Below are 24,522 nucleotides of genomic sequence, written 5' to 3'. Positions count from 1 at the left end.
TATGTCATTTTTTTCAATGAACCATCAAAGTAGTTTTACTGCAGATTAAAATAGGTATGAGCGTCATCTATGTGTTATTGGCAATTAGCATTACTGTTGCGATTGTCTTTTTTGTAGCATTTGTCTTTTCAGTAAGAAGTGGACAATATGACGATTCCTATACCCCATCTGTTCGTATGCTTTTTGAAGATGAATTGTTAGAAGATGTGGGCAAAGTAGATACGAACAATAACAAAATCGAGCAAACTAATAATACAAACCAATAAATATGGAAATACAACAATTCCGATACGATAATAAGATCGTACAAAAGTTTTTATACGCCACCATGCTTTGGGGTGTTGTTGGAATGCTGGTAGGACTTCTACTGGCATTTATGTTTTTGTTTCCCAATGTAACCGATGGCATTTCATGGTTGAGTTTTGGGCGCTTACGTCCGTTGCATACCAACGCGGTGATTTTTGCCTTTGTGGGAAATGCCATTTTTGCCGGGGTCTATTACTCTACCCAAAGGTTATTGAAAACCAGAATGTTCAGTGATGCATTGAGTAATTTTAATTTTTGGGGATGGCAATTGATCATTGTGGCTGCAGCCATTACATTGCCTTTGGGATATACTACCTCCAAAGAATATGCGGAGCTGGAATGGCCAATTGATTTGGCGATTGCATTAGTTTGGGTGGGCTTTGGTTGGAACCTGATAGGAACCATTTTAAAACGAAGACAACGTCACTTATATGTGGCCATTTGGTTCTATCTGGCCACCTTTGTTACCGTAGCTGTGCTCCATATTTTCAATAGTTTGGAATTACCGGTATCAGCATTAAAAAGCTACTCTGTTTACGCAGGGGTGCAAGATGCTTTGGTGCAGTGGTGGTACGGACATAATGCAGTTGCTTTCTTTTTAACAACCCCTTTCCTTGGGTTAATGTATTATTTTGTTCCAAAAGCAGCTAATAGACCAATTTATTCATATAGACTGTCAATTGTCCATTTTTGGTCGTTGATATTCATCTACATCTGGGCAGGACCACACCATTTGTTGTATTCTTCATTGCCAGATTGGGCTCAAAACTTGGGTGTTGTTTTCTCCATTATGTTGATTGCCCCATCTTGGGGTGGTATGATCAACGGTTTGTTGACCCTTCGAGGAGTTTGGGACAAAGTACGAAGCGATGCTACATTGAAATTTATGGTAGTGGCCATTACGGGATATGGTATGGCAACTTTTGAAGGTCCAATGCTGTCCCTGAAAAATGTAAACGCCATCGCCCATTTTAGTGACTGGATTATTGCCCACGTACATGTAGGAGCTTTGGCTTGGAATGGATTCCTCACCTTTGGTATGATTTACTGGTTGGTGCCAAAAATGTTCAAGACAACATTGCATTCCAAGGGCTTGGCAAATTTCCATTTCTGGATAGGTACCCTGGGAATTATACTTTATGCTCTGCCTATGTATGTGGCAGGATTTACCCAAGCTTTGATGTGGAAAGAATTCAATCCAGATGGAACTTTGGTATATGGAAACTTCTTGGAAACAGTGACCCAGATTATACCAATGTACTGGATGAGGGCAATTGGCGGTAGTCTGTTCTTAGTGGGAATGCTCATTATGGTCTATAATGTGATTGTGACCATTAGAAAAGGAAGCAGTGTTGAGGACGAATTGGCCGAAGCACCTGCTTTATCTAGAGTTTCTAAAAAACGTGTTGCTGGTGAGACTTTCCATAATTGGTTGGAAAGAAGACCGGTACAGTTGACCATTTTGGCCACTGTTGCCATTTTGATTGGTGGAATTGTTCAGATTGTACCAACCATTTTGGTGAAATCCAATATTCCTACTATTACCAGTGTAAAACCGTATACGCCATTAGAATTAGAAGGACGCGATCTATACATACGAGAAGGTTGCGTAGGTTGTCACTCCCAAATGATTAGGCCTTTTAGAAGTGAGGTGGAACGTTACGGAGAATATGCAAAAGCAGGAGAGTTTGTTTATGATCACCCATTCCTTTGGGGAAGTAAACGAACTGGTCCAGATTTATTGCGAATTGGAGGAAAGTATTCTGATAATTGGCACTTGAATCATATGTATGACCCTCAGAGCACTTCCGCAGGATCGATTATGCCAGCTTATCAATGGTTGATTCATGATGAGCACGATAGAACTGGAGTTCAGGGCAAAATGGAAGCCATGGTCAAATTAGGGGTTCCTTATTCGGATGAGGATATTGCCAATGCACAGCAATCCATGACAGAACAGGCAGAACAGATTGAAAAAAATCTGTATTCAGACCCAGAATTTGTTAGAACCTATGAGGCAGATAAAAAGTATGCGCAAGAAAATGGGGAAGATTTTGTTGAAATGCGCAACCGTGAAATAGTATCCCTGATTGCTTATTTGCAACGATTAGGTACAGATATAAAAGTTAAGGATAACGGAGAAGTATCACAAAACCAATAGCCATGTTGAAATTTGTAAAAAACCATATGGAGAGTATAGAAGGGATAGCAAGCTATCCTATGATATCCTTAATGATTTTCTTCGTGTTCTTTGTCATTCTTTTTTGGTGGGTCTTTACAGCGACCAAAGAACACATAAAAGAAATGGGAGAATTGCCATTAGATAACGATCAACATAACAAACTATAGTATTATGAGTACAAGAACACCTTGGTGGATACGAATTCCCGTATTATTCTTTTTAATCTTCGGATTAATGGAATATTTTATAGACTCTGGCGAAAAACCCGCCATTATCGAATATCCCATTACGCAGTTTTTCCTGCTGTTGGTTTTAATGATCTTGATTGCCATAGAATTGATTTTGAAATCAATTGAAAATGTAATGTTCCAAACACTTTCGCCTGAAGCAAAAGAACGTTATCTTGAATCTAAGAGCAAAAAGGGAGAATGGAAATGGGCAAAGGACTGGTCAAAACGCCTTACCAAGAGTAGAGAGATAGAAAAAGAAAGTGAGATAATCATGGACCATAATTATGATGGGATCCGTGAATTGGACAATGTATTGCCACCTTGGTGGGTATATCTGTTCTATGCAACTATCGTTTTTGGAGTAATATATCTTGTACGTTTTCACATAATTGAAGAATATGACCAAAAGTTGGAATATGAACACGAGGTGGCTGCGGCTAAAATTGAAATAGAAGAATATAAGAGAACAGCCAAAGATTTGGTGGATGTAAATACTGTGGAACTTTTGACGGATGCAGCTGACTTGAGTTCGGGTGAGAAAATATTCACGGCAAATTGTGTGGCCTGTCACATGGCTGATGGAGGTGGAGGTATAGGCCCCAATTTAACCGATGAGTATTGGATTTTGGGTGGAGGAATCAAGAATGTATTCAGCACTATATCAGAAGGAGGAAGAGATGGAAAAGGAATGGTGGCATGGAAACAGACCTTGAAACCTGCCGAAATTGCGCAAGTAGCAAGTTATCTGTTAACCATGCAAGGTACTACCCCAGCTAATCCAAAGGAGGCGGAAGGTGAGATCTGGGTAGATCCGGATTCTCAATAGTCAATTGAATAGAACAATTTCTCCTCTTGTTTTCCTTAAATAGGTAAAAGGAGGGGAGGGGGAATGTCCTTCTGACAAGAAATGAATAATTAAAATCGCAATGGAAGAAAACTTTAGGGATTCCATAGGAACGATAAACGAGGAAGGAAAAAGGGCATGGATTTTTCCTAAGAAACCAAGTGGTAGATTTTATAGATATCGCAAGTATGTTAGTTATGCACTTTTAATATTCTTAATTGCTGCGCCTTTTGTAAAGATTCAAGGTCATCAGTTTTTATTGTTTAACGTACTTGACAGAAGATTTAATATTTTCGGATTTCCCTTTTGGCCACAAGATTTTCACCTTGTAGTGGTCTCCATGATTGCGGGCGTAATATTTATTGCCCTTTTTACGGTAGCTTATGGACGTATTTTTTGCGGGTGGATGTGTCCCCAGACCATTTTTTTGGAAATGGTTTTTCGCAGAATAGAGTATTGGATAGATGGTGACCGCGGAGCTCAAATACGATTGGATAAAGCCCCATGGAATGGTAAAAAAATAAGAAAACGAGTATTGAAGTGGACCATTTTTTTTATCATTTCGTTTTTAATAGCCAATGTGTTCTTGGCCTATTTAATAGGAAGTGATGAGTTGATAAGATATGTTGCTGATGGACCCTTGGCGCATATGGGAACAATGATTCCCCTACTGATATTTACAGCCGTATTCTATTTTATTTTCGCATGGTTTAGAGAGCAGGTCTGCATCATAGCCTGCCCTTATGGAAGGCTGCAGGGAGTATTACTGGATAACAAATCTATTGTTGTGGCCTATGATCATAAACGCGGAGAAGGAGATAATGGACGCAAAAAATTCCGTAAAAATGAAGACAGGGACGCCTTGGGACATGGAGACTGTATTGATTGTTTTCAATGTGTTAACGTTTGCCCTACGGGAATAGACATTCGTAATGGCACCCAATTAGAGTGTGTTAATTGTACTGCTTGCATTGACGAATGTGACCACATTATGGAAAGTATCAAAAAACCGAAAGGTTTGATTCGCTATGCAAGTGAAGATGAAATAAACAAAAATACCAAGTTCAGATTCACTGCCAGAATGAAGGGATATACAGCTGTTTTGACTGTGTTGACCGGGATTTTGATAGGAATGCTCTTCCTTAGGAACGAGATAGAAGCCAATATCCTCCGTTTACCGGGACAGTTATACGAACGTAAGGCCAACAATATCATCAGCAATGTATATACCTATAAATTGGTGAATAAAACAAGCAAGGATATAGATGAGGTGAGCTTCAAGTTAATATCCCATAAAGGAGAAATCAAAATGGTTTCGCAGGATAGTTTCAAGGTCTCAGCAGAACAATTGGCGGAAGGCACCCTGTTTATAGAGATCAATAGCTCGGCATTAACAGGAGATAAGGATAAGCTGAAAATTGGAGTATATAGCGGAGAAAAGCTAATTGAAACAACCGTAACACAATTTTTGGCTCCAAGGAGTTACAATTAAAAAAAGTGCAATGAAAATAAATTGGGGAACAGCAATAGTATTGGCCTTTGTGGCATTTATCAGTTTCATCCTATTCTTTGTGTATAGAATGAGCACCGATGATAGGGCTAACCATGACTTGGTAACTGAGGAGTACTATAAACAAGAATTGGCCTATCAAAAAGAGATTGATGCGTCCAGGTCAGCGTCTGAGATGAACGCCAAACTTAAGGTTGAGAAATCTGAAGCTGGACTGACCATTATTTTCCCAGACCAGTTTGACCCTAAAAAAATTGAAGGAACAGTGTCCCTTTATAGACCGTCTAACAAGCATTTGGATATTGACTTTCCAATAAGTTTGTCCAAAACACATTTGCTCATACCTGACAATAGCTTGGTGGACGGTCGTTGGGACATTACCGTAAAATGGAAATATGAAGGTAATACCTTTATGCATAAAGAAAAATTGACCTATTAAAACATGTTGTTATCTGCTTTGGCACTTGGATTTTTGGGAAGTCTGCACTGTTTGGGAATGTGCGGACCCATAGCCTTTATGTTGCCTTTAGATAGAGAAAACAAGGTTAAAAAAACAATTCAACTTTTTATTTATCATTTTGGAAGACTTTTGGCCTATGGTATCATTGGGGTACTTTTTGGTCTTTTGGGTAAGGGGCTTTATGTTTTTGGGATACAGCAAAAATTATCTATAGGAGTAGGAGTGTTCATGATTCTTTTGGTGGTGATACCAGGTAAATATTTGAATGCTTATAAATTTTCAAGACCAATATATTCCATTTTGGGCAAGGTGAAATCAAGACTTGGGGTAGAGCTCAAAAAGAAAACCCCAGATGCTTTTTTAACTATCGGGTTCTTGAACGGATTCTTACCTTGTGGATTGGTCTATATGGCCTTGTTGGGAGCAATAGCTCTGGCAACACCATTGCAAGGAGGGTTTTACATGGTGTTGTTTGGTGTGGGAACCATTCCACTAATGAGCTTAGTTGTTTTTTCACAAGGCTTGTTTGGCAATTCCTTGAAATCCCACGTAAGAAAATTAATTCCGGTATTTGTTGTGCTCATTGGAGCATTGTTTATCATAAGGGGACTGGGACTTGGTATTCCATATGTGTCACCTAAACTAGTGCAGACAAATTTGGCATCATCGGCAATAGAATGCCATCAACCTTAAAATATTTAAAAGTGAAAATCACATCTGTTGAAGAAGTTGTAAGTATAGTAAAGTCTGGTGATCGCGTTTTTTTACAAGGGGCCGCAATGACTCCTAATGAACTAATAGATGGGCTTTGTGAACGGTATAAAGAATTAGAAAATGTAGAGATTATCTCAATCCATACAGAAGGAAGTGCCAAATACACACAGGAACCTTTTAGTAATGCCTTTACGTTGAATTCTTGTTTTGTTGGTGGAAATGTAAGGAAAAGTGTAAATACTCCCCATGCAGGGTATATTCCCATATTTTTGAGTGAGATTCCATGGCTGTTCAAAAGAAACATCTTGCCATTGGACGTTGCATTTGTTCAGGTTTCAAGCCCGGACAAACATGGGTATTGTTCTTTGGGAGTATCTGTTGATGTCGCTCTTCCTGCCATACGTACTGCAAAGAAAATAGTTGCGCAGATCAACCCAAACGTTCCTAGGACACATGGAACGGGCATTATCCACATTGATCAAATCGAGCTTGCCGTAGAGGTAGATCGTCCTATTCATGAACATGAAGCTGGGGAAATATCGGAATTAGAGCATAAAATAGGTGCTAATGTGGCCTCTTTAATAGAGGACGGTGCTACCTTACAAATGGGTATCGGTAATATTCCCAATGCAGTATTGGCTAATTTGAACAATCACAAGCGCTTAGGAATACATACCGAAATGTTTTCTGACGGAGTACTGCCATTGATAGAAAGCGGTGTTATTACAGGAGAGGATAAAGTGGTCAAAAATGGAAAAATTGTAAGCTGTTTTGCAGTAGGATCTGGAAAGTTGTATGATTTTATTGATGATAACCCCATATGTGATTTTAGGGATTCTGGCTATACTAATGATACGGCAAGGATCAGAAGAAACCCAAAGGTAACAGCCATCAATAGTGCAATTGAGATTGATTTAACCGGTCAGGTTTGTGCGGACACTATTGGAAGCTATCAATTTTCCGGTGTAGGAGGGCAAATGGATTTTATTCGTGGCGCTTCTCTGTCTGAAGGAGGTAAACCTATTTTTGCTATATCCTCAGCAACAAAAAAAGGGACCTCTAAAATAGTTCCCTTTTTAAAGGAAGGTGCTGGAGTAACTACGACCAGGGCTCACGTTCACTATGTAGCTACCGAGTATGGTGTGGTGAACTTATACGGTAAAAATTTACAGCAACGATCCCAAGCATTGATTTCCATAGCACATCCAGAACATCGTGAGTTACTGCAAAAAGCTGCTTACGATAGGTTCAATGGACGATAGAATTAATTTTTAATGGCTAGGCCAAAAACCAAGGAAGAATTACTGAATCTGAGCAGTTTTAATTTTAAAAAACTGAACAATTATATTGATTCCTTTTCTCGGGGTGAGCAAGAAAAAGATTTTCCTGAAGGTACAATGAACAGAAATATAAGAGATGTTCTGGCTCATTTACACCATTGGCATCTAATGTTTTTTGAATGGTACACTATTGGAATGGATGGTAAGAAACCTCATATTCCAGCTCATGGCTATAACTGGCGTACATTACCTGAATTAAATAGGGAAATAAGAGAAGATTATCTATCCATAAGTCTTGATGAAGTGCGTGAAAGATTTAATGGTTCACATCAAAAAACAATGGATTTGATTACGGAGCATACCTGTGAGGAATTATTCCAAAAAAAGAGATATGCGTGGACGGGAAACAATGCGATATCAGCATATGCTATCGGTGTTTTGAGTAGTCATTATGATTGGGGATACAAATTGATTAAGAAAGCTAAAAAGTAAAACAAAAAAAGGGAAGCCATTATAGCTTCCCTTTCGCTTTTTGAAAAATCCGTAAGTAACTAATCAAAAAACTCAACCAATTAAATCTTAAATGTAATTACAGGCGAAGTGGAATGGTTGGCAATATCTTCACCAATACTTCCCATAAAGAAATGTGATAACCCTCTTCTGCCATGGGTTGGAATGCCAATTAAATCTGCAGCAACCGACTCACTGTAATTCAATACTCCTTTTTCAACCGTATAATCGTTATAAATTTCCACTTCTAATCCTAAAGTGGCCATGTTTAAGAGTTTTGAAATTCGGGTATATGCATCTTCGGTGCTTAAAAATTCATCCCCAGGAGTATTTATGTAGACTAAGTTCAATTGGGATTCAAAAAGTTTGGCCACTTCAACAGCTTTTTTAAGAGCATTGATGTTTTCTTCCTTAAAATCACAAGCAAAAACAAATCGATCTACTTTAAACTTCTCAATATCGTCTTTAACCACCAAAACAGGGATGTCCGATGTACGAACTACCCGTTCCGTATTCGACCCTATAAATATTTCTTTTAATCCATCGGTTCCATGGGACCCCATTACAACAAGATCTGCATTATGGTTTTGGGCAATTTCGTTCACCTCGCTAAAAACCTTGTAATGTTTAATGATAGGAGTGATTTTCAAACCTTTTAGGTAGGGTTTGTCCAAGAAATTGGCAAAGCGTTTTTCGCCAATCTTTATTAAATGTACCACCTGTTCTTGAGATACATATCCAGACTCGCTCATAATCGCAGGTGAAAGTTCTAACATGTGAAGAACCAAAAGCTCTGCATCATGATCGTTGGCCAGAGCAGCGGCAATTTTTAAGGCTTTTTCTGATTGTTCCGAGAAATCTATGGGTATAATAATACTTTTCATTTGTCTATGTTTTAAAGATTAAACAGTCATTGAGAATAATCGGGTTTCAGGTTTTTTTCGATGTAGCTTCAAGTCAAAAGCCATGCTTATGTTCCTAATAAACGGTTTTCCCTTTTCTGTGACTTTTACTTGGGTAGGTCCAATTGAAACCAAGCCATCCGATTCCAGCTCTGATAGGTTTTCAATTACTTTTTGGAAGTCTGTTATTCTTGTTTCGCCAAATTCCCAATTTGTTTCAAAACGACACATAAGATTAAGGATGTGGTTTCTTATTAGCTGATCTTCCTCGGTCAAAATATGTCCTCTATAAATTGGGATGACCCCATGGGAAACCAGATGTTCGTATTCTTCCACACTTTTTACATTTTGAGCAAACCCATACCAGCTATCACCAATACTTGAAACACCAAGCCCAATCATTAATTTGGTTTTGGATGGAGTATAGCCCATGAAATTGCGATGTAAGGTTCCATGTTCCATAGCTAAACAAAGGCTATCCGTAGGGAGTGCAAAATGATCCATGCCCACATCTTCATAGCCAAAATCGGCCAACATCTTTTTTCCCAGCTCATATTGTTTCTTTTTTTCTACAGAAGTAGGAAGGTCTGTATCCTTATATCCACGTTGTCCGTTTCCTTTTAACCATGGAACATGGGCGTAACTATAAAAGGCAATTCTATCTGGTTTTAAGGCGTTTGTTTTTAGTATGGTCTGTTTTACATCTGTACTGGTTTGAAAAGGCAAACCGTATATAATGTCATGCCCTACAGAAGTATAGCCTATTTCTCTGGCCCATTCAGTGACTTTTTTTACATTTTCAAAAGGCTGTATTCTGTTTATGGCTTTCTGAACAGTTTCATTGTAATCTTGAACACCAAGACACACTCTTTGGAACCCAACATCATAAAGTGCTTGTAGATGCTCTTTTGTAGTATTGTTGGGGTGACCTTCAAAACTAAATTGTGGGTCATCGGCTTTTTTCACTCTGCGTAGGATTCCTTCAATCAATAATTTTAGATGTTCTGGCGAGAAAAAGGTTGGGGTGCCTCCACCAAGATGAATTTCTTTGATCACCGGTTTAGAACCGAAAAGATCACAATATAATTGCCATTCTTTAATTACTGTTTTAATATAGGGAAGTTCAAGCTCGTGCCTTTTGGTGATGCGTTTATGGCAACCACAAAAAGTACACATGCTCTCACAAAATGGTAAATGTATATAAAGACTGATTCCATCTTCAGGATTTTCTTGGAATGCTTTTAACACGCTGTCTTTCCATAGTTTTCCTGAGAAACCATCTGAATCCCAGTAAGGTACGGTGGGGTAGCTGGTATATCTGGGGCCAGGGACATTATATTTTTGTACTAAATGACACATAGTTTTTAAATGATATGAGTCAAAATTAGTCCTAGCTATCAGCAAAAAACATGATAATTGTCATTAATGGGTTAAATGTGAACTGACAAGTATCATGTTTTAGGGATTGTAAGCTTTGTAGTTTAGTAAATGTCTAAACCGTGGTCTGTACGTTCATATGGGAGAGCACATTTTACATAGCAAATTCGACCAAGCCGAACGCAAAGCGTTTGTCCAATATTTAATTGACGATGTCAAGGCTCTGGAAATTCTTATGGAGCAGGACATGATTGAAAGTAATGTGGTGAGAATTGGTGCGGAACAAGAAATGTGTTTGGTAAATAATGATTTTAGACCTTCTGCCATATCACTTGATCTTATTGAAAAAATAGATGATCCACATTATACTACCGAGCTGGCAAGCTATAATCTGGAAGCCAATTTAGATCCTTTTAAGTTGGATAGAAATGGTTTTGCCAATGTGGAAAAACAACTTAGGGAATTGCTGCGAAAAGCAGAGATTGAAGCGAACAAAATGGGTGCGAAGGTGGTATTGACGGGAATATTGCCAACAATTAGTAAAAACGAGATGGGGATAGATTTTATGACCCCCATTCCGCGGTATTACAAGATAAACGATATTCTATCTGCTTGGCGGGGAGATCATTTTACATTGAAAATAAAGGGTGTGGATGAATTGTCATTACACCATGACTCGGTGCTGTTCGAGGCTTGCAATACCAGCTTTCAATTACATCTGCAGATTTCTCCAGAAGATTTTATCAAAAGCTATAATTGGGCACAGGCCGTTGCGGGTCCTGTTTTGGGGATTTCCTGTAATTCCCCGTTGTTGTTGGGCAGAGAACTTTGGAAAGAAACCCGCATTGCCCTATTTCAACAAAGTTTGGATACCCGTAAATGGAGCCATGCACCAAAAGAACAGGTGGCCAGGGTAAGTTTTGGAGAGCATTGGCAGAAAGACTCAGTGGTGGAAATCTTTAAAGAAGATATTTCAACACATAGAATTCTTTTGACCAAGCCTATAGAGCAAAATTCACTTTTGTTGTTGGAAAATGGAGCTATTCCCAAACTTGAGGCACTGAATCTTTTTAATGGTACGGTGTATAGATGGAATAGACCGTGTTATGGTGTGGGAAATGGAAAGCCACACTTGCGTATTGAAAACAGATATATTCCTTCAGGTCCATCTGTTATTGATCAAATGGCAAATTTTGCTTTTTGGGTGGGATTAATGGTGGGTAGGCCCAAGAAGTACGATGATATTGCTAGTGTAATGGATTTCAGGGAAGCAAAGCTTAACTTTTTAAAATCAGCTACCAATGGCAGACAAACCATATTCTCCTGGCTAGGAAAGCCTATGACCTTAAAGAAAGTTGTACGTGAAGAGCTTTTGCCCATTGCTTATGAAGGATTAAAAAAATATGATGTTGATAGCAAGGATATCAACAAACTTTTGGGAATCATAGAAGCCAGAACAAAAGGAGGTACTGGCGCAGAATGGCAGGTAAAGAATTTTAGGAGGTTAAGAAAGCAGATAAAATTGGATAGTGCGATGGTAGAATTGACTAAGGCTATTTATACCAATCAGAAAAATAATTTGCCAGTACATCAATGGCGAGCCATAGAAGGAATTCAGCAGGCTAGCGAATCTCTACAATGGGTAGGGCAAATAATGTCTACAAAACTAAGGAAACTATATGAAGATGATTTTGCCAATTTGGCCATATCCATTATGCAATGGAACAATATACACCATCTACCAGTGGAAAATAGCAAAGGGGAATTGGTAGGACTTTTGACCTGGAGCCATATTGAAAGTTTTGGAAACCTTCAGGATAATGATGCCAAGGTCTCTGATATCATGATTAAAAAAGTTGTTACTGTAAGACCTAGGACAAAAATAGAAACTGCAAAAAAACTAATGGACGATTACCAGATTGGGTGTTTGCCCGTTTGTTCAGGTTCTAGTTTAGTAGGTATAATTAGCAAAGTTGACCTGTAAGTATGTTGAAAAATTCTAGTTCACAGTTGGATGAGGGTATAAAGGTTGAACGTATGATTGGTCGCTTACAAGGAAGTAAAAACGGCCCTACTCTTGTTTTTTTTGCGGGAATCCATGGCAATGAACATGCTGGGGTTGTTGCACTAAAACAGGTAATGCAAAAGTTACAGATTGATGAAACCCCAATACACGGAGAAATATATGCCATTGCTGGAAATCTTAAGGCTCTTGAGAAAAATGTAAGATTTCAAACAGAAGATTTAAACAGGATATGGCTTCCAGAACGGATAGCGGCAATACAATCAAAAAATGACGAATGCAGTGATGAAGAGATTGAAATGCTTGGCCTCTACAATCTATTGTGCGAAATTTTGGAGAACGGTGAACCGCCATTTTATTTTATCGATCTACATACGACCTCTAGTGACACCTTGCCCTTTATTGTATTAAATGATAGCTTACTAAACAGGAAATTTGCTTCCAAGTACCCAATGCCCATTATTCTGGGAATTGAGGAATACCTTGTTGGAGCTCTTTTGAGTTATATCAATGATTTGGGTTATGTGTCATTGGGGTATGAAAGTGGACAGCATGATGATCCTAAGGCTATTGAGAATTGCCTGAATTTTATCAATTATACCTTATTGATGTCTGATTCGATAAGTTTGGATGGAAAGAAAGAGAGACTTTTGGAGGATAGTATCCGGAAATTGGCAAAGCCCATTCAAGCATTTTATGAAATATACTTTCAATATCAAATAAGTTCAGAATGCAAATTTAAAATGCTGCCAGGTTTTGTGAATTTTCAACAAATTTCTAAAGGAACAAAATTTGCGCACTGTAATGAGACAGCTATTATAGCTAATCGTAAAAGACAGATGTTTATGCCATTATACCAAAATCAAGGAAGTGAGGGTTTTTATTTTATAAGGCCAATTTCGAAAATACTTCTTTGGTTATCAAAAAAGCTCAGAACATTTAAAGCGGACCATCTTTTGGTAAGATTGCCAGGTATTAGATGGAAATCCGGAAAAAAAGATACTTTGATTGTTGATCAAAGAATTGCCAGGTTTATGGCAAAATCTTTTTTTCATTTGTTGGGTTATCGTGCCAGACAATACAATGAAACACATTTAGTGGTAAAAAGTAGGGAAGAGGCCTCTAAAACAGCGGAATATTTTAATACAAGCTGGTTTATGGACAAAAAAAGAGGCCCATATTAATATGGGCCTCAATATTCTGATATTCTATTTCATCATAAATTTTATTGGGATTGCATACCGTACTTTTGCCGGTTTTCCTCTTTGTATTCCTGGTTTTACTTGTGGCAAAGCTGAAATAATACGTACGGCTTCTTGTTCCAAAAGTCTGTCTGGACCTCTTTGTTGAATATTTCTGACCCTACCCTTAGTGTCAATTTCAAATTGAACAAAGACCTTACCCGATATCTTCATTTCTAATGCGGCTTGAGGGTATTTAAAAGTCTTTCTTACATGCTCTTGAACCATTTTGTTAAAGCAATTTTTCCGTTCTTCCTCGGTTTCATAGACCTCACATCCCGGAAATACGGGGACATGCTCAATTACGGCAAAAGGAACAATTTCTTCCTCCTCAACTTCTCCAACTTCAATGTCATCAACATTTACTATAGCATCTTCAATATAAACTTCTTGGCTACTTTCGGTACTTTCAATCAGAGTTTCCTCAATATCCTCAACATCTTCCACAACCTCTATAACATCTGGAGCCGCTGGAGGTGGTGGGGGTGGCGTTGTTCTTATGATCTCTGTGACAGGAACATCTTCCTTAAGATCGTCAGTTAACTGAGCAACTTCGGTAAGTTCAGTTTCTTTTTCATAGGTCTTAACCTCAAATGATTGCCAGGTAACAAACAGAACAGAAGTTAAACCTATCATAAAATAGAGGCTGCTATTGCGCCCTATATCTGCGTTTGGATTCTTTTTTGGTTTCATGACCTTTCTTATTTAAGTCCTATAAAATTAGAAGTCATGGTTGCCAAAAAATATGATAATAATCAGTTTGATATGTTAAACAGGGTTTGTTGGTTTTTGGTGTTTATCTATCATGTTCGGCAATTTCAGTTGTTAAGAAATTGGTTTTAAAAGTCACCGATATTCTAACAAAATCACGATCCGTATGTTTAAAATGATTCTTTAAATATCCCAAGTCAATCTGGAAAGATGGAGAAACAATTTGGCCAAATCCAATATAGAATCTGTTTTGGTTGAAAAAGGAATTATTTAAACTTAAAAAAATCTCGTTGAAAGCCCTTACATAAGTGTCGTTATATAGAGGTCTTACAAATTGTAGTCTATAGCGAAATCTGTTGTTGAAACGTATTTTTTTTGCATCTTTAATCCATCGGTTTTCCAACCGCCATCTATGGGCAATGGTATTCCGCTTAAACCTAGATTTTAAAGTGAATTGTTCATAGACCCAATATTGATTGGCTTTGGTAGTTTTGTGGGTGTCGGTATAATTTTTAGAGCTAAGAAAAGCGACTCCTCCGGTAAGTGTGGAAGAATTGGTGAGCTGATATGAGATTCCTCCTCTTACAAAAGAAAAATCATATTTTTCCAGCATATCATGATGTCTAAGAATTCCTACTATGGGAATGCTCCAGTCATTACTGATTTTATTGTTTCCATAAATTTCCAACCAAGACCCTGAACCATTTTCATTAGGTAACTGAGCGTGGTTGGTAGTATAAATAAAGAATATGAAAATGGAAATTAGGAAAAGCGATCTCCTTTTAAACTCCATGATGTAATGGTTGCTTGTTATAGCACAAAGTTTCCGATATAATGACGGTGTAAAATATGATACTTGTCAGGGTATATTCAAATTTTCATACGGTGCAAATACCGCAATTTCATATGTTTTTTTTGTATAAGAGGAGTTCGTATGTGATAGAATTAGTAGGAGTTTGATTGGTCAATAGTAAAGAAGTGCAATTAAAACTTAAAACCTGATTTCCGTCATATTTTAGGTTATGCCCCAACTCTAATTTTGAAGTGAAAATCTTAATCATTTTAAATTAATAGGTATGAGCAATATTGACAAAATTTTAGTTCCTTTTGATTTTTCAGAATCATCAGTTTGTGCCCTTGAATATGTGGTCAATTTTGTAGGCCCCAATAGAGATATAGATATTCTTGCATTATATGTGGCAGCTATGCCTACAGCAGAATCTGAAGAGAATATGTTAAAAATGGATTTTGCAAAGGTGATACAATCCTTTCATAAGAAAATTAAAAAAAGCCCTGAGTTTATTGCCATTACAGGTGATGTAATAGAATCGATACTCACCATCCAGGAAAAACAAAGTACAAATTTGATTATGATGGGGACCATGGGTGATAAAAGTACAGATGAGGCCATTACCAATACATCAAGACTGGTTTTGGAGGCCAATTGCCCTGTTATTTCCATTCCATACGGATGCACAATAAAAGAACCAAAAGATATTGCCTTGGTTATGGGAGGAGAAGAGATAGAGGACAAAGAGGTGCTCAAAACCCTGCTAGATGTGGCTCGAACCTTTGATTCAAGAGTACATGTACTTACTATATACAAGGAATCTGTGTATGCCGAGGAGTCTATTGTAGATAGGACAGAAAATCTTTTAGAGTACTATTTGGAACACTTTTATGTGGAACATGCATTCAATAAAAGTCAAGATGTGGAAGAAGGGATTTTGGATTATATCACCAAGAAAAACATTGATCTTTTAGCTATTCTGCCAAGAAATCATACCAGATTAAGTACACCATCCGAAGGTAGATTGACAAAACTGTTGACCTTGCATTCAGAGATTCCAGTTTTGACATTGGATTGATGAAGCCAACACAAGAACTATGATTACATTACTTGTAATACTCTGTATTACCATCATTCTATTTGTCTGGGGAAAGTTTCCACCTGATGTTGTTGCGCTTATGTCCATGCTGTCCCTTTATCTTTCGGGAATTTTGGATATCACGGAGACCTTGTCAGGGTTTAGCAATACCACGGTTATAATGATTGCTGCCCTGTTTATTATAGGTGAAGGGCTTTCCAGAACAGGCTGGACGGCTGTTGCGGGCAGATGTTTTGTGCAATGGGCAAAAAATAGTGTTCCCAAGTTATTGGTTATAGTAACCTTGGGCTCTAGTTTGCTTTCGGGTTTTGTGAGCAATACTGGAACCGTGGCTGCTTTATTACCGGTGACTGTCACAGCAGCTTGGAACGCAGGGACATTGCCATCCAAATTATTAATGCCGGTTGCATTTGGGTCCAATACTGGGGGATTGCTAACCCTTACGGGAACACCTCCAAACATTATTGCCAGTAATGCATTGGTAGAAAACGGTTTTGAGGGATTTTCCTTTTTTGAATTTGCCCTTATAGGGCTGCCCTTGCTATTGATATCCATTCTATACTTCAGGTATGTTGGGTTTAGGTTGCTTCCAAACCATAGAACAAAAAATAAACCTATGGCTATTGACCAAGAAATGCACAAGTGGATAGAAAACTACAGTATTGGTGATAATTTATATCGCCTGCGTATAAGGTCAATGTCGCCGCTCATCAATACCAAAGTGGGGGAGTGGGATTTTGAAGGGGCCTACAATGTTTCCTTGATGAGGCTCAAAAGAAGACATCCTAATCCACTACAGGGAATTCATCAATTTGTGGAATTACCCGATTCAGAAACTGAAATGCGCTATCATGATATCATTACAATTAAAGGGGAAGTTGAGGATGTGGATAAATTCATATTGAAGTTTCACTTAGGTGTAATTCCCTTAAAACCTGAAAAAGATACACTCAAACATGAGTTTATCAATCAGGAAGTAGGTATGGCGGAGATGATTATTACCCCAAAGTCGGTTTTTGTAGGTAAGACAGTACCGTTAGGGCATTACCTAAAACAAACCGGAGTGCAGCTGTTGGCAGCGTCAAGAAATAATATGCCATTAACCGGGAAGATTAAGATTGCAGCCGGAGATGCATTTATAATTCGGGGGCAATGGGAAAATATTGACGCTTTGAAATCAGTATATGAAAATTTGGTGATTTCAGGTAGTCCCGAAGCACTTTCAAAAAATGTGGATGTGTTGACCCCAAAAAGTTACATAGCACTCGCCACTTTGGTCTTAATGATTTTGATGTTAGTGTTTAAAATATTGCCAGGAGCCATAGCGGCACTTATCTGCGCAGGCATAATGATGTTGACCAGGTGTGTGCCTATTACAAAAGCCTATAAAGGTATTAGTTGGACAAGTGTAATTATGATTGCAGCTATGATTCCCATGGGATTGGCCTTACAAAAAACAGGAGTGGCCCAAATGGCAGCCAACAGTATGGTGGAAACACTTGGGAGTATAAGCCCCACTATGCTTTTGGCAGGAATATTTTTATTGACAACAACATTTAGTCAAGCAATCAACAATTCGGCTACCGCAGTTCTTATGGCACCCATTGCCATTATGGCTTCGACAACTTTAGGAGTATCCCCCAAACCATTTATGATAGCCGTTGCAATTAGTGCATCAACTGCTTTTTTAACCCCGGTAGGGACAACAACCAATGCTATGGTCTTGTCTTCAGGCGGATATAAGTTTACAGATTACATAAAGGTGGGAGGCCCATTATTGCTCCTGTTCTTTGTGGCCACATTATTAGTCGTTCCATTAATATGGAGCTTTTAACCTTAAAACAACAGTTATGAACGGAATTATGGAAAAAACGAGAGATTTGGACAAATATGGTCTAAAAGATGTTACAGCACATTGGAACCTAAGTGCTGAAGATTTACAAAGGATTACCATTGAGAAAGGTATGGGTGAAGAAACTGAAAATGGGACTTTGAGTGTAAAAACCGGAAGGTTCACTGGCCGTTCTCCAAAAGACCGATTTTTGGTGAAGGATGAGTACACCAAGGACAAAGTTTGGTGGGGCAGAATAAACAAGCCCATTTCTCCAAAGAATTTTGATAAGCTACAAGCCGAAGTGGTAAACTATTTGAATGGAAAAGAAGTATTTGTTAGAGATGGCGCGGTTTGTGCCGACCCTAGTTATAGAATGAATGTGAGAACCATTACCGAATATCCTTGGTCCAATTATTTCATCAAGAATATGTTCTTGAGATTAAATGAGGATGAATTGAAGGATTTTGAAGAAGAATGGTTGGTATTATGTGCTCCAGGTTATGAAGCTCCAAACCCATCTGAATTTGGGATTATTGCCGGTAATTTTTCCATCCTCAACTTTACCAAAAAGGTTGCTTTGGTAGGCGGTTCTGCCTATACCGGAGAAATGAAGAAAGGTATTTTCTCTGCCTTGAACCTTATTTTGCCAGTAGATAAAAATGTGTTGCCCATGCACTGTTCTGCCAATGTTGGAGAAGATGGGGATACAGCAATTTTCTTTGGACTTTCTGGAACTGGAAAAACAACATTGTCTGCTGATCCCAATCGTAAGCTAATTGGAGATGATGAACATGGATGGACCAAAGAAAACACCATCTTCAATTTTGAAGGAGGTTGTTATGCAAAGGTTATTGATCTTACAGAAGAAAAAGAACCGGATATTTATCGTGCTATCCGTCCTGGAGCATTGTTGGAAAATATAACGTTTAAGGAAGGAACAAAAGAAGTGGATTATTTTGATAGTACCATTACCCAGAACACTAGGGTAAGTTATCCTATTTACCACATTGATAATATTCAGGAACCTTCTTATGCTGCAAACCCAAAGAATATCTTTTTCTTGACGTGTGATGCCTTTGGTGTGTTGCCTCCAGTATCTAAATTGACCCCTGGTCAAGCTGCGTACCATTTTATTTCAGGATATACGGCAAAAGTAGCTGGTACGGAAGCCGGAATTAACGAGCCTGTACCTTCGTTCTCTGCATGTTTTGGAGAACCCTTCATGCCGTTACATCCAACGGTGTATGCTGAAATGTTGAGTGATAAGATGACCGAAGCAGGTGTAAACGTTTGGTTGATTAATACTGGATGGAGTGGTGGCCCTTATGGTGTTGGTTCAAGAATCAAACTAAAATACACTCGAGCTATGATTTCTGCAATTTTAGAAGGGAAATTGGAAGATGTAGAATTGGAAGTGCATCCAATTTTTGGATTGCATATGCCAAAGTATTGTCCGGGAGTGCCTACGGAAATATTGGATCCTATGAACACATGGTTACAAAAAGGAGCATATGTGAGCAAAGCAATTCAATTGGCGCACTCATTCCATATAAATTTTGATAAGTTTGCTAGTGAAGCATCCGAAGAAATACTAAGTGGAGGGCCATTGATTGATTCTCACCATGGTTTGGAGGGGCATTTTTAATCTAAGACTATAGTGAACAATACGGCAACATTTGATATTGATACTTTGGGAAAACCCAAATTTAAATCTCCCCTACAGTTAAGTACTGTTAGGGGAGATAGTATTTTTAACTTCATAAGTGAGAATGATAGGTTGGTTTTTGACCTTTCTTTTGAGCATTATCAAAAATGTATTGCTAATCAAGAGGCCCCTTTGTGTCTTGAAAAAGCTGGCCCCAGGCAGAATATATTTTTTGAACCACCAAAAACTACCGCCGCAATTGTTACTTGCGGAGGTCTTTGCCCTGGTATTAATAATGTTATCAGGGGCGTGGTCATGGCACTCCATTATTTCTATGGTATAAAACGAACATTGGGGGTTCCATATGGCTATGAAGGCCTAAATCCCGAATTTGGACATGAATTGATTGAGTTGAATCCAGATAAGGTAAGAGATATTCATCAATTTGGAGGAACCTTTTTGGGTTCGTCCAGAGGTGGACAAAGTGTTTCAACCATGGTGGATACTCTGGTTAAAAATGAGGTGAACATACTTTTTGCGATAGGAGGAGATGGCACCTTAAAAGGTGTGGATGCCATAGGAGAGGAAATCAAAAAAAGAGATGCGAATATAAGTGTGGTAGGTATACCAAAGACTATAGATAATGATATTGATCTTATTGATAAATCCTTTGGTTTTGAAACTGCATTTGATGTGGCCAGTCCTATTTTAAGAGATGCCCACAATGAAGCAACAGGAGCTTATAATGGAATTTCCATAGTGAAATTGATGGGAAGGGATAGTGGATTTATTGCAGCTTCTGCATCATTGGCTATGCCAGTGGTAAACTTTGTGTTGGTTCCGGAAATGGATTTTGCATTGGAAGGTGAAAATGGTTTTTTGGAAGCTTTAAGAAAAAGACTTCAAAGTAAAAAACATGCCGTTATTGTTGTGGCAGAAGGTGCAGGACAACATTTGCTCCAACAAACAGATGTGGTCAAAGATGCATCTGGAAATGTTAAGCATGCAGATATTGGGGTTTTTCTAAAGGAGAAAATAGAGGAGTATTTTACGGATATCCCCGTCACTATAAAATATATAGATCCCAGTTATATTGTTAGAAGCGCTCCGGCAAATTCTAGTGACAGTGTTTATTGTGGGAGGTTAGCTTATCATGCAGTACATGGGGCAATGGCAGGTAAAACAAGATTTGTGGTGAGCAAGGTTAATAATAGGTATGTGTATATTCCTATTTCTGAGGTAACCAAAAAACGAAAAAAAATAGACCTCGAAAGTGAATTTTGGTTTTCTGTTTTACAAAGCTCGGGCCAACCCTTTTCTCTTAAATGATCTGGTCTTTCTATTTCCAAATAGTTGTTTTAAAACACTGACAAATGTCATTTTATTCCCATGCCCAAGAGAGTAATTTGGTGTAAATATTAATGCAAAATGTCATGGTAGTAAACATACAATATCAAAAAATGAAAGCTAGTGAAACCTTGAGCGAGCTTCTAATGAAGAAACTGGATAGGGTGGGAAAGAAATACAGTTGGTTGATCAAGGCCAATGTGATTTTTAAAATTGAAAATGATAGAGCTGGGGAAGATAAAATCTGTGAGATTGAATTGAGTGCCCCGGGTCCCCGACTTTTTGCTAAAGCCAAGACCAACGATTTTGAAAAATCTATGTCGGAAACGGTAGATGAACTTAAAAAACAATTGGAAAAAAGACAGGGTATGTTTGCAACTCACTGAAAAGATAAGGTGATTTAAAAGCGAATAATTCAGAACTAAATTTTAGGAAGTTCTGTTTGCAATAATCAAACAAAGCAACGTAGTATTAGGCGTACTTATGTTGAAAGGTAATCCAGAATCGCAGGTTTAGTGGTGTGAGAATGGGTTGCCTTTTGTTCTTATTGTTCTAAGCAAAAAGTGAACCCCACTCTAAGGAATTGTTGATATACTTTCTATAAAATACCAATAAAATCCAACAGGATACAGACTGGGATGGCCACCAAAATTAAGACTAGGACAAATACCATCAATCGTAAAAAGCCAACAAGCATTTTGTTGCCAAAAGAAACTTCATTGCTCATAATAGTGTAATTTCCTTCAATGTACGGAATTATTCAATTATTGATAATAAATCATTGTCCGTTATTCGATTAAATGAACACTTTTGGGTATGTCCTGTATCAGTTTAATCAGATGCGGAATCTTTTTTGATCAGTCTTTTGGCCAATTCTTCCAGACTCACTCCTTTGGTTTCAGGCATCATAAATAGGACCCATAATAACTGGAGTACCATCATAAATGCAAAAAATAAAAATATGGGCCAAGGGTTTTCCTTGAAAATCCCAATTTCCGCATCCAAAAAGGTGGGTGTAATTAGTGTTATTAAAGCTGCAAACACCCAATGTGTGCCTGTTCCCCAAGATTGTCCATAAGACCTTATCTTATTGGGGAATATTTCGGAAATAAAGACCCAGATTACCGCGCCTTGACCCACAGCATGTGAGGCAATGAACACTAAAATGAATATCAACAATAGTATGGAACTGGCTCCTGAATAAAAGCACCAACCTACCATGGCCAGACTTATAATATATCCAATTGAGCCAATATACATCAATTGTTTGCGGCCCAGTTTATCAATTAACGCAATGCCTGTAAATGTAAAAAGCAGGTTGACAATTCCTATTGAAATAGAACTAAAAAGAGATTCGCCTGAAGCCAAACCAGCTCGTTCCAGAATTTCAGGAGCATAGTACAATACAAAGTTAATTCCTGACAACTGATTGAAAAATGCTATGAAAAATGCTAGTAAAAGTACTTTTCTGTATTTCCCGGAGAACAGCTTTTCTTTTTTTTCTTTTGTGGTTTCTTGCAAAGACGCCTTTATTTTAGATAGGCGCGCGGAAGCTTCTTCACTTTTAATTCCCAATAACATCAGAGATTTATGAATGATGAACTCTTCGCGGTTTTTCATCAATAACCATCTAGGGCTGTTGGGAATTCTAAATACCATCAAAGTATATATTAATGCCGGTAGCCCTTCAATGCCCAGCATCCATCTCCAGGCTATATTCTCTTCGAAGAGAACACCAATAAGATAATTGGAGATAAATGCCACTAAGATTCCAAAAACAATATTGAATTGGTACATAGCGGTTAACCTGCCTCTATTGTTGGCCGAGGATATTTCCGAAATATATACAGGAGCCGCTACAGATGAGGCTCCAACACCAATTCCTCCTATAAATCTAAAAAAGGAAAAACTATAAGGTTCGGCAGCCAAAGCTGACCCCATGGCAGAAATAAAGTAGAGAATGCCTATCCATAATAATGTTTTCTTTCTTCCTAATCGATCACAAGGAATACCTCCAAAAAGAGAACCTAAAACAGTGCCCCATAATGCCATTGACATGATAAAGATGCCGTGAAAGGTAAAAATTGAATCTCCCAAAAACCAGTTGGTATCCCAAATTTCCTTAATAGGTTGATTGGCTCCACTTATTACCACAGTATCAAACCCAAATAAAAAACCTGCCAAGGCGGCTGTGAGGGAAATTCTGAAAACCTGATTTTTCATGATGGGTGGTTTGTCTAAAGCGGACAAAAGTTAGAGAAAAGTTTTGATATGGTCGAAAATCAATCCAGTGGCCCCTTTATTTTCAGTCACATAGGTTGAATTGATTAAGCCTGTTTTTTTTCTGAAATCAGAATCAACAACAAATTGGTTCATCAAATTTTCAAAGTCAAATTGATTTGTAACCACCTGGATTCCTTTTTTATTCACTAAATCCTCCGCTTCCTTAAACTTTTTGAACTTTGGTCCAATGATTACTGGAATCCCAAAAGTGGCCGGTTCTAAAGTGTTGTGAAGTCCGGTGGCAAATCCTCCGCCAACATAGGCAACATCTGCATAACTATAAATCTTGGTTAAAAGTCCAATGGTATCTATGATGATTACATCAAAATCGCATAAGTTTTTATCTGAAATTCCGGAATAGCAAATGGACTTTTTAGTCACCTTATTTTTTAGCGTATCAATATGAGGTTGTTTTATATTGTGAGGTGCAATAACAAATTTTAGAGAAGTTTCAGAAGAGTTAATGTAATCTATCAATACCTCCTCGTCTTCTGGCCATGTGCTACCCGCTACCACACAGAAAGTATTGTTTTTAAAATGACTCATAAAATCCAATTGGTTATCCTGTGCCATTATTTTGGAAACCCTATCAAAACGAGTGTCCCCACTAATTGTGGTGTTGTTGAATCCAATAGATGTGAGCAATTCTTTTGAGTTTTCATTTTGGACAAAGAAATGGGAAAAGGTTTTGAGGCTATTTCGCATAAAGCGCCCATACCATTTAAAGAAAACCTGTCTTTGAGAAAAAATGGCCGATACTAAAAGGGTTGGAATGTTTCTTCGTTTTAATTCATGAAGATAATTGGGCCAGATTTCATACTTCACAAAAATTGCCATTTCAGGATTCACGTATTCCAAAAAGCTTTTTGCATTGTATTTGGTATCCATGGGTAAGTAAAGCACCATATCTGCATACGGTGTATCTTTTTTTACCTCGTAACCGGAAGGTGAAAAGAAAGTGAGAATGATTTTGTGCGATGGGTAATTTGTTCGAAGTTTTTCCAAAATGGGAAGCCCTTGTTCGTATTCTCCCAAAGAGGCAACATGCATCCAAATAACTTTTTTACCTGCTGCTGGATTTTTACCTAAAAGTGCTATTGTCTGTTTTCGCCCTTTAACAAAAAGATTGATTTTTGTATTGAAAAGTGCTACTATATGTAACACTATCCATGAAAAGTGCAATAAGATGTTATAAAGTGCGCGCACTAGAATCATTTTCCGCTAAAATACATTC

General features: G+C 38.0%; 22 protein-coding genes. 16 read left to right on the top strand and 6 right to left on the bottom strand.

All coding sequences use genetic code 11. The annotated features are described in order from the left end of the window. The first annotated feature begins 56 nt into the window (after window positions 1-56). From ccoS to CRO15_RS14605, 9 genes are all read left to right on the top strand, one after another. Window positions 57-266: a cbb3-type cytochrome oxidase assembly protein CcoS gene (gene ccoS / locus CRO15_RS14645; protein ID WP_097046579.1), complete on the top strand. Its 210-nt coding sequence runs from the start codon at window positions 57-59 to the stop codon at window positions 264-266. A gap of 2 nt (window positions 267-268) precedes the next feature. Beyond that, window positions 269-2,467 (top strand): cytochrome-c oxidase, cbb3-type subunit I, encoded by a 2,199-nt coding sequence (gene ccoN / locus CRO15_RS14640; RefSeq protein ID WP_097046578.1) that lies wholly within the window; start codon window positions 269-271, stop codon window positions 2,465-2,467. A gap of 2 nt (window positions 2,468-2,469) precedes the next feature. Further along, window positions 2,470-2,655 (top strand): CcoQ/FixQ family Cbb3-type cytochrome c oxidase assembly chaperone, encoded by a 186-nt coding sequence (locus tag CRO15_RS14635; RefSeq protein WP_097046577.1) that lies wholly within the window; start codon window positions 2,470-2,472, stop codon window positions 2,653-2,655. A gap of 4 nt (window positions 2,656-2,659) precedes the next feature. Further along, window positions 2,660-3,544 (top strand): cbb3-type cytochrome c oxidase N-terminal domain-containing protein, encoded by an 885-nt coding sequence (locus CRO15_RS14630; protein WP_097046576.1) that lies wholly within the window; start codon window positions 2,660-2,662, stop codon window positions 3,542-3,544. A 100-nt stretch (window positions 3,545-3,644) separates the two neighbouring features. Next, on the top strand, window positions 3,645-5,054 hold the full coding sequence (ccoG, locus tag CRO15_RS14625; protein WP_097046575.1) for a cytochrome c oxidase accessory protein CcoG: 1,410 nt from the start codon (window positions 3,645-3,647) through the stop codon (window positions 5,052-5,054). Window positions 5,055-5,064: 10 nt separating this feature from the next. Continuing rightward, window positions 5,065-5,511 (top strand): FixH family protein, encoded by a 447-nt coding sequence (locus CRO15_RS14620; RefSeq protein ID WP_097046574.1) that lies wholly within the window; start codon window positions 5,065-5,067, stop codon window positions 5,509-5,511. Window positions 5,512-5,514: 3 nt separating this feature from the next. Continuing rightward, entirely contained in the window at window positions 5,515-6,225 is a 711-nt protein-coding gene (locus tag CRO15_RS14615) for a sulfite exporter TauE/SafE family protein (RefSeq protein ID WP_097046573.1), read from the top strand. 11 nt (window positions 6,226-6,236) lie between these two features. Next, a complete protein-coding gene (locus CRO15_RS14610) occupies window positions 6,237-7,508 on the top strand; it encodes an acetyl-CoA hydrolase/transferase family protein (RefSeq protein WP_243396980.1) in 1,272 nt (423 codons plus the stop codon). A 12-nt stretch (window positions 7,509-7,520) separates the two neighbouring features. Further along, on the top strand, window positions 7,521-8,018 hold the full coding sequence (locus tag CRO15_RS14605) for a ClbS/DfsB family four-helix bundle protein (RefSeq protein WP_097046571.1): 498 nt from the start codon (window positions 7,521-7,523) through the stop codon (window positions 8,016-8,018). A gap of 80 nt (window positions 8,019-8,098) precedes the next feature. Here CRO15_RS14605 and CRO15_RS14600 read toward each other — a convergent pair whose 3' ends face one another. After that, on the bottom strand, window positions 8,099-8,920 hold the full coding sequence (locus tag CRO15_RS14600) for a universal stress protein (RefSeq protein WP_097046570.1): 822 nt from the start codon (window positions 8,918-8,920) through the stop codon (window positions 8,099-8,101). A gap of 18 nt (window positions 8,921-8,938) precedes the next feature. Next, window positions 8,939-10,297: an oxygen-independent coproporphyrinogen III oxidase gene (hemN, locus tag CRO15_RS14595; protein ID WP_097046569.1), complete on the bottom strand. Its 1,359-nt coding sequence runs from the start codon at window positions 10,295-10,297 to the stop codon at window positions 8,939-8,941. Between the two features lie 157 nt (window positions 10,298-10,454). Between hemN and CRO15_RS14590 the strand changes: the two genes are divergently transcribed. Then, window positions 10,455-12,299 carry a glutamate-cysteine ligase family protein gene (locus CRO15_RS14590; RefSeq protein ID WP_097046568.1) on the top strand — a complete coding sequence of 615 codons (1,845 nt, stop codon included), beginning with the start codon at window positions 10,455-10,457 and terminating at the stop codon, window positions 12,297-12,299. A 2-nt stretch (window positions 12,300-12,301) separates the two neighbouring features. Beyond that, window positions 12,302-13,522 (top strand): succinylglutamate desuccinylase/aspartoacylase family protein, encoded by a 1,221-nt coding sequence (locus CRO15_RS14585; protein WP_097046567.1) that lies wholly within the window; start codon window positions 12,302-12,304, stop codon window positions 13,520-13,522. Between the two features lie 24 nt (window positions 13,523-13,546). Here the strand turns inward: CRO15_RS14585 and CRO15_RS14580 are convergent, their stop codons facing one another. Together CRO15_RS14580 and CRO15_RS14575 are read right to left on the bottom strand one after the other, a co-directional pair. Beyond that, on the bottom strand, window positions 13,547-14,272 hold the full coding sequence (locus CRO15_RS14580) for an energy transducer TonB (RefSeq protein ID WP_097046566.1): 726 nt from the start codon (window positions 14,270-14,272) through the stop codon (window positions 13,547-13,549). Between the two features lie 103 nt (window positions 14,273-14,375). Beyond that, window positions 14,376-15,083 (bottom strand): DUF2490 domain-containing protein, encoded by a 708-nt coding sequence (locus CRO15_RS14575; protein ID WP_097046565.1) that lies wholly within the window; start codon window positions 15,081-15,083, stop codon window positions 14,376-14,378. A gap of 283 nt (window positions 15,084-15,366) precedes the next feature. On the opposite strand from CRO15_RS14575, the gene CRO15_RS14570 reads away from it, so the two are divergent. From CRO15_RS14570 to CRO15_RS14550, 5 genes are all read left to right on the top strand, one after another. Next, entirely contained in the window at window positions 15,367-16,158 is a 792-nt protein-coding gene (locus CRO15_RS14570) for a universal stress protein (RefSeq protein ID WP_097046564.1), read from the top strand. Window positions 16,159-16,177: 19 nt separating this feature from the next. Continuing rightward, window positions 16,178-18,013: an SLC13 family permease gene (locus tag CRO15_RS14565; RefSeq protein ID WP_097046563.1), complete on the top strand. Its 1,836-nt coding sequence runs from the start codon at window positions 16,178-16,180 to the stop codon at window positions 18,011-18,013. 16 nt (window positions 18,014-18,029) lie between these two features. Beyond that, complete coding sequence (gene pckA / locus CRO15_RS14560; RefSeq protein ID WP_097046562.1) at window positions 18,030-19,658, top strand: phosphoenolpyruvate carboxykinase (ATP); 1,629 nt, start codon at window positions 18,030-18,032, stop codon at window positions 19,656-19,658. A gap of 12 nt (window positions 19,659-19,670) precedes the next feature. Further along, on the top strand, window positions 19,671-20,987 hold the full coding sequence (locus CRO15_RS14555) for an ATP-dependent 6-phosphofructokinase (protein WP_097046561.1): 1,317 nt from the start codon (window positions 19,671-19,673) through the stop codon (window positions 20,985-20,987). Between the two features lie 92 nt (window positions 20,988-21,079). After that, window positions 21,080-21,391 (top strand): HPF/RaiA family ribosome-associated protein, encoded by a 312-nt coding sequence (locus CRO15_RS14550; protein ID WP_313788825.1) that lies wholly within the window; start codon window positions 21,080-21,082, stop codon window positions 21,389-21,391. Between the two features lie 445 nt (window positions 21,392-21,836). On the opposite strand, the gene CRO15_RS14545 is transcribed toward CRO15_RS14550, so the two are convergent. Together CRO15_RS14545 and CRO15_RS14540 are read right to left on the bottom strand one after the other, a co-directional pair. Beyond that, window positions 21,837-23,228 (bottom strand): sugar porter family MFS transporter, encoded by a 1,392-nt coding sequence (locus tag CRO15_RS14545; RefSeq protein WP_097046560.1) that lies wholly within the window; start codon window positions 23,226-23,228, stop codon window positions 21,837-21,839. 30 nt (window positions 23,229-23,258) lie between these two features. Next, window positions 23,259-24,503 (bottom strand): 3-deoxy-D-manno-octulosonic acid transferase, encoded by a 1,245-nt coding sequence (locus CRO15_RS14540; RefSeq protein ID WP_313788823.1) that lies wholly within the window; start codon window positions 24,501-24,503, stop codon window positions 23,259-23,261. Window positions 24,504-24,522 lie beyond the last annotated feature (19 nt).

It is taken from the genome of Flagellimonas pacifica, assembly GCF_900215465.1.
GTDB classification, from domain to species: domain Bacteria; phylum Bacteroidota; class Bacteroidia; order Flavobacteriales; family Flavobacteriaceae; genus Flagellimonas; species Flagellimonas pacifica.
The sequence above is the reverse complement of the archived record's forward strand: the minus strand, read 5'-3'. Positions and strand labels throughout refer to the sequence as shown.

What these genes read in the sequence shown, in the direction of transcription:
- ccoS (WP_097046579.1), top strand. Translation starts at nt 57, where the DNA reads ATGAGCGTCATCTATGTGTTATTGGCAATTAGCATTACTGTTGCGATT.
- ccoN (WP_097046578.1), top strand. Translation starts at nt 269, where the DNA reads ATGGAAATACAACAATTCCGATACGATAATAAGATCGTACAAAAGTTT.
- CRO15_RS14635 (WP_097046577.1), top strand. Translation starts at nt 2,470, where the DNA reads ATGTTGAAATTTGTAAAAAACCATATGGAGAGTATAGAAGGGATAGCA.
- CRO15_RS14630 (WP_097046576.1), top strand. Translation starts at nt 2,660, where the DNA reads ATGAGTACAAGAACACCTTGGTGGATACGAATTCCCGTATTATTCTTT.
- ccoG (WP_097046575.1), top strand. Translation starts at nt 3,645, where the DNA reads ATGGAAGAAAACTTTAGGGATTCCATAGGAACGATAAACGAGGAAGGA.
- CRO15_RS14620 (WP_097046574.1), top strand. Translation starts at nt 5,065, where the DNA reads ATGAAAATAAATTGGGGAACAGCAATAGTATTGGCCTTTGTGGCATTT.
- CRO15_RS14615 (WP_097046573.1), top strand. Translation starts at nt 5,515, where the DNA reads ATGTTGTTATCTGCTTTGGCACTTGGATTTTTGGGAAGTCTGCACTGT.
- CRO15_RS14605 (WP_097046571.1), top strand. Translation starts at nt 7,521, where the DNA reads ATGGCTAGGCCAAAAACCAAGGAAGAATTACTGAATCTGAGCAGTTTT.
- CRO15_RS14600 (WP_097046570.1), bottom strand. Translation starts at nt 8,920, where the DNA reads ATGAAAAGTATTATTATACCCATAGATTTCTCGGAACAATCAGAAAAA.
- hemN (WP_097046569.1), bottom strand. Translation starts at nt 10,297, where the DNA reads ATGTGTCATTTAGTACAAAAATATAATGTCCCTGGCCCCAGATATACC.
- CRO15_RS14590 (WP_097046568.1), top strand. Translation starts at nt 10,455, where the DNA reads ATGGGAGAGCACATTTTACATAGCAAATTCGACCAAGCCGAACGCAAA.
- CRO15_RS14585 (WP_097046567.1), top strand. Translation starts at nt 12,302, where the DNA reads ATGTTGAAAAATTCTAGTTCACAGTTGGATGAGGGTATAAAGGTTGAA.
- CRO15_RS14580 (WP_097046566.1), bottom strand. Translation starts at nt 14,272, where the DNA reads ATGAAACCAAAAAAGAATCCAAACGCAGATATAGGGCGCAATAGCAGC.
- CRO15_RS14575 (WP_097046565.1), bottom strand. Translation starts at nt 15,083, where the DNA reads ATGGAGTTTAAAAGGAGATCGCTTTTCCTAATTTCCATTTTCATATTC.
- CRO15_RS14570 (WP_097046564.1), top strand. Translation starts at nt 15,367, where the DNA reads ATGAGCAATATTGACAAAATTTTAGTTCCTTTTGATTTTTCAGAATCA.
- CRO15_RS14565 (WP_097046563.1), top strand. Translation starts at nt 16,178, where the DNA reads ATGATTACATTACTTGTAATACTCTGTATTACCATCATTCTATTTGTC.
- pckA (WP_097046562.1), top strand. Translation starts at nt 18,030, where the DNA reads ATGAACGGAATTATGGAAAAAACGAGAGATTTGGACAAATATGGTCTA.
- CRO15_RS14550 (WP_313788825.1), top strand. Translation starts at nt 21,080, where the DNA reads ATGCAAAATGTCATGGTAGTAAACATACAATATCAAAAAATGAAAGCT.
- CRO15_RS14545 (WP_097046560.1), bottom strand. Translation starts at nt 23,228, where the DNA reads ATGAAAAATCAGGTTTTCAGAATTTCCCTCACAGCCGCCTTGGCAGGT.
- CRO15_RS14540 (WP_313788823.1), bottom strand. Translation starts at nt 24,503, where the DNA reads ATGATTCTAGTGCGCGCACTTTATAACATCTTATTGCACTTTTCATGG.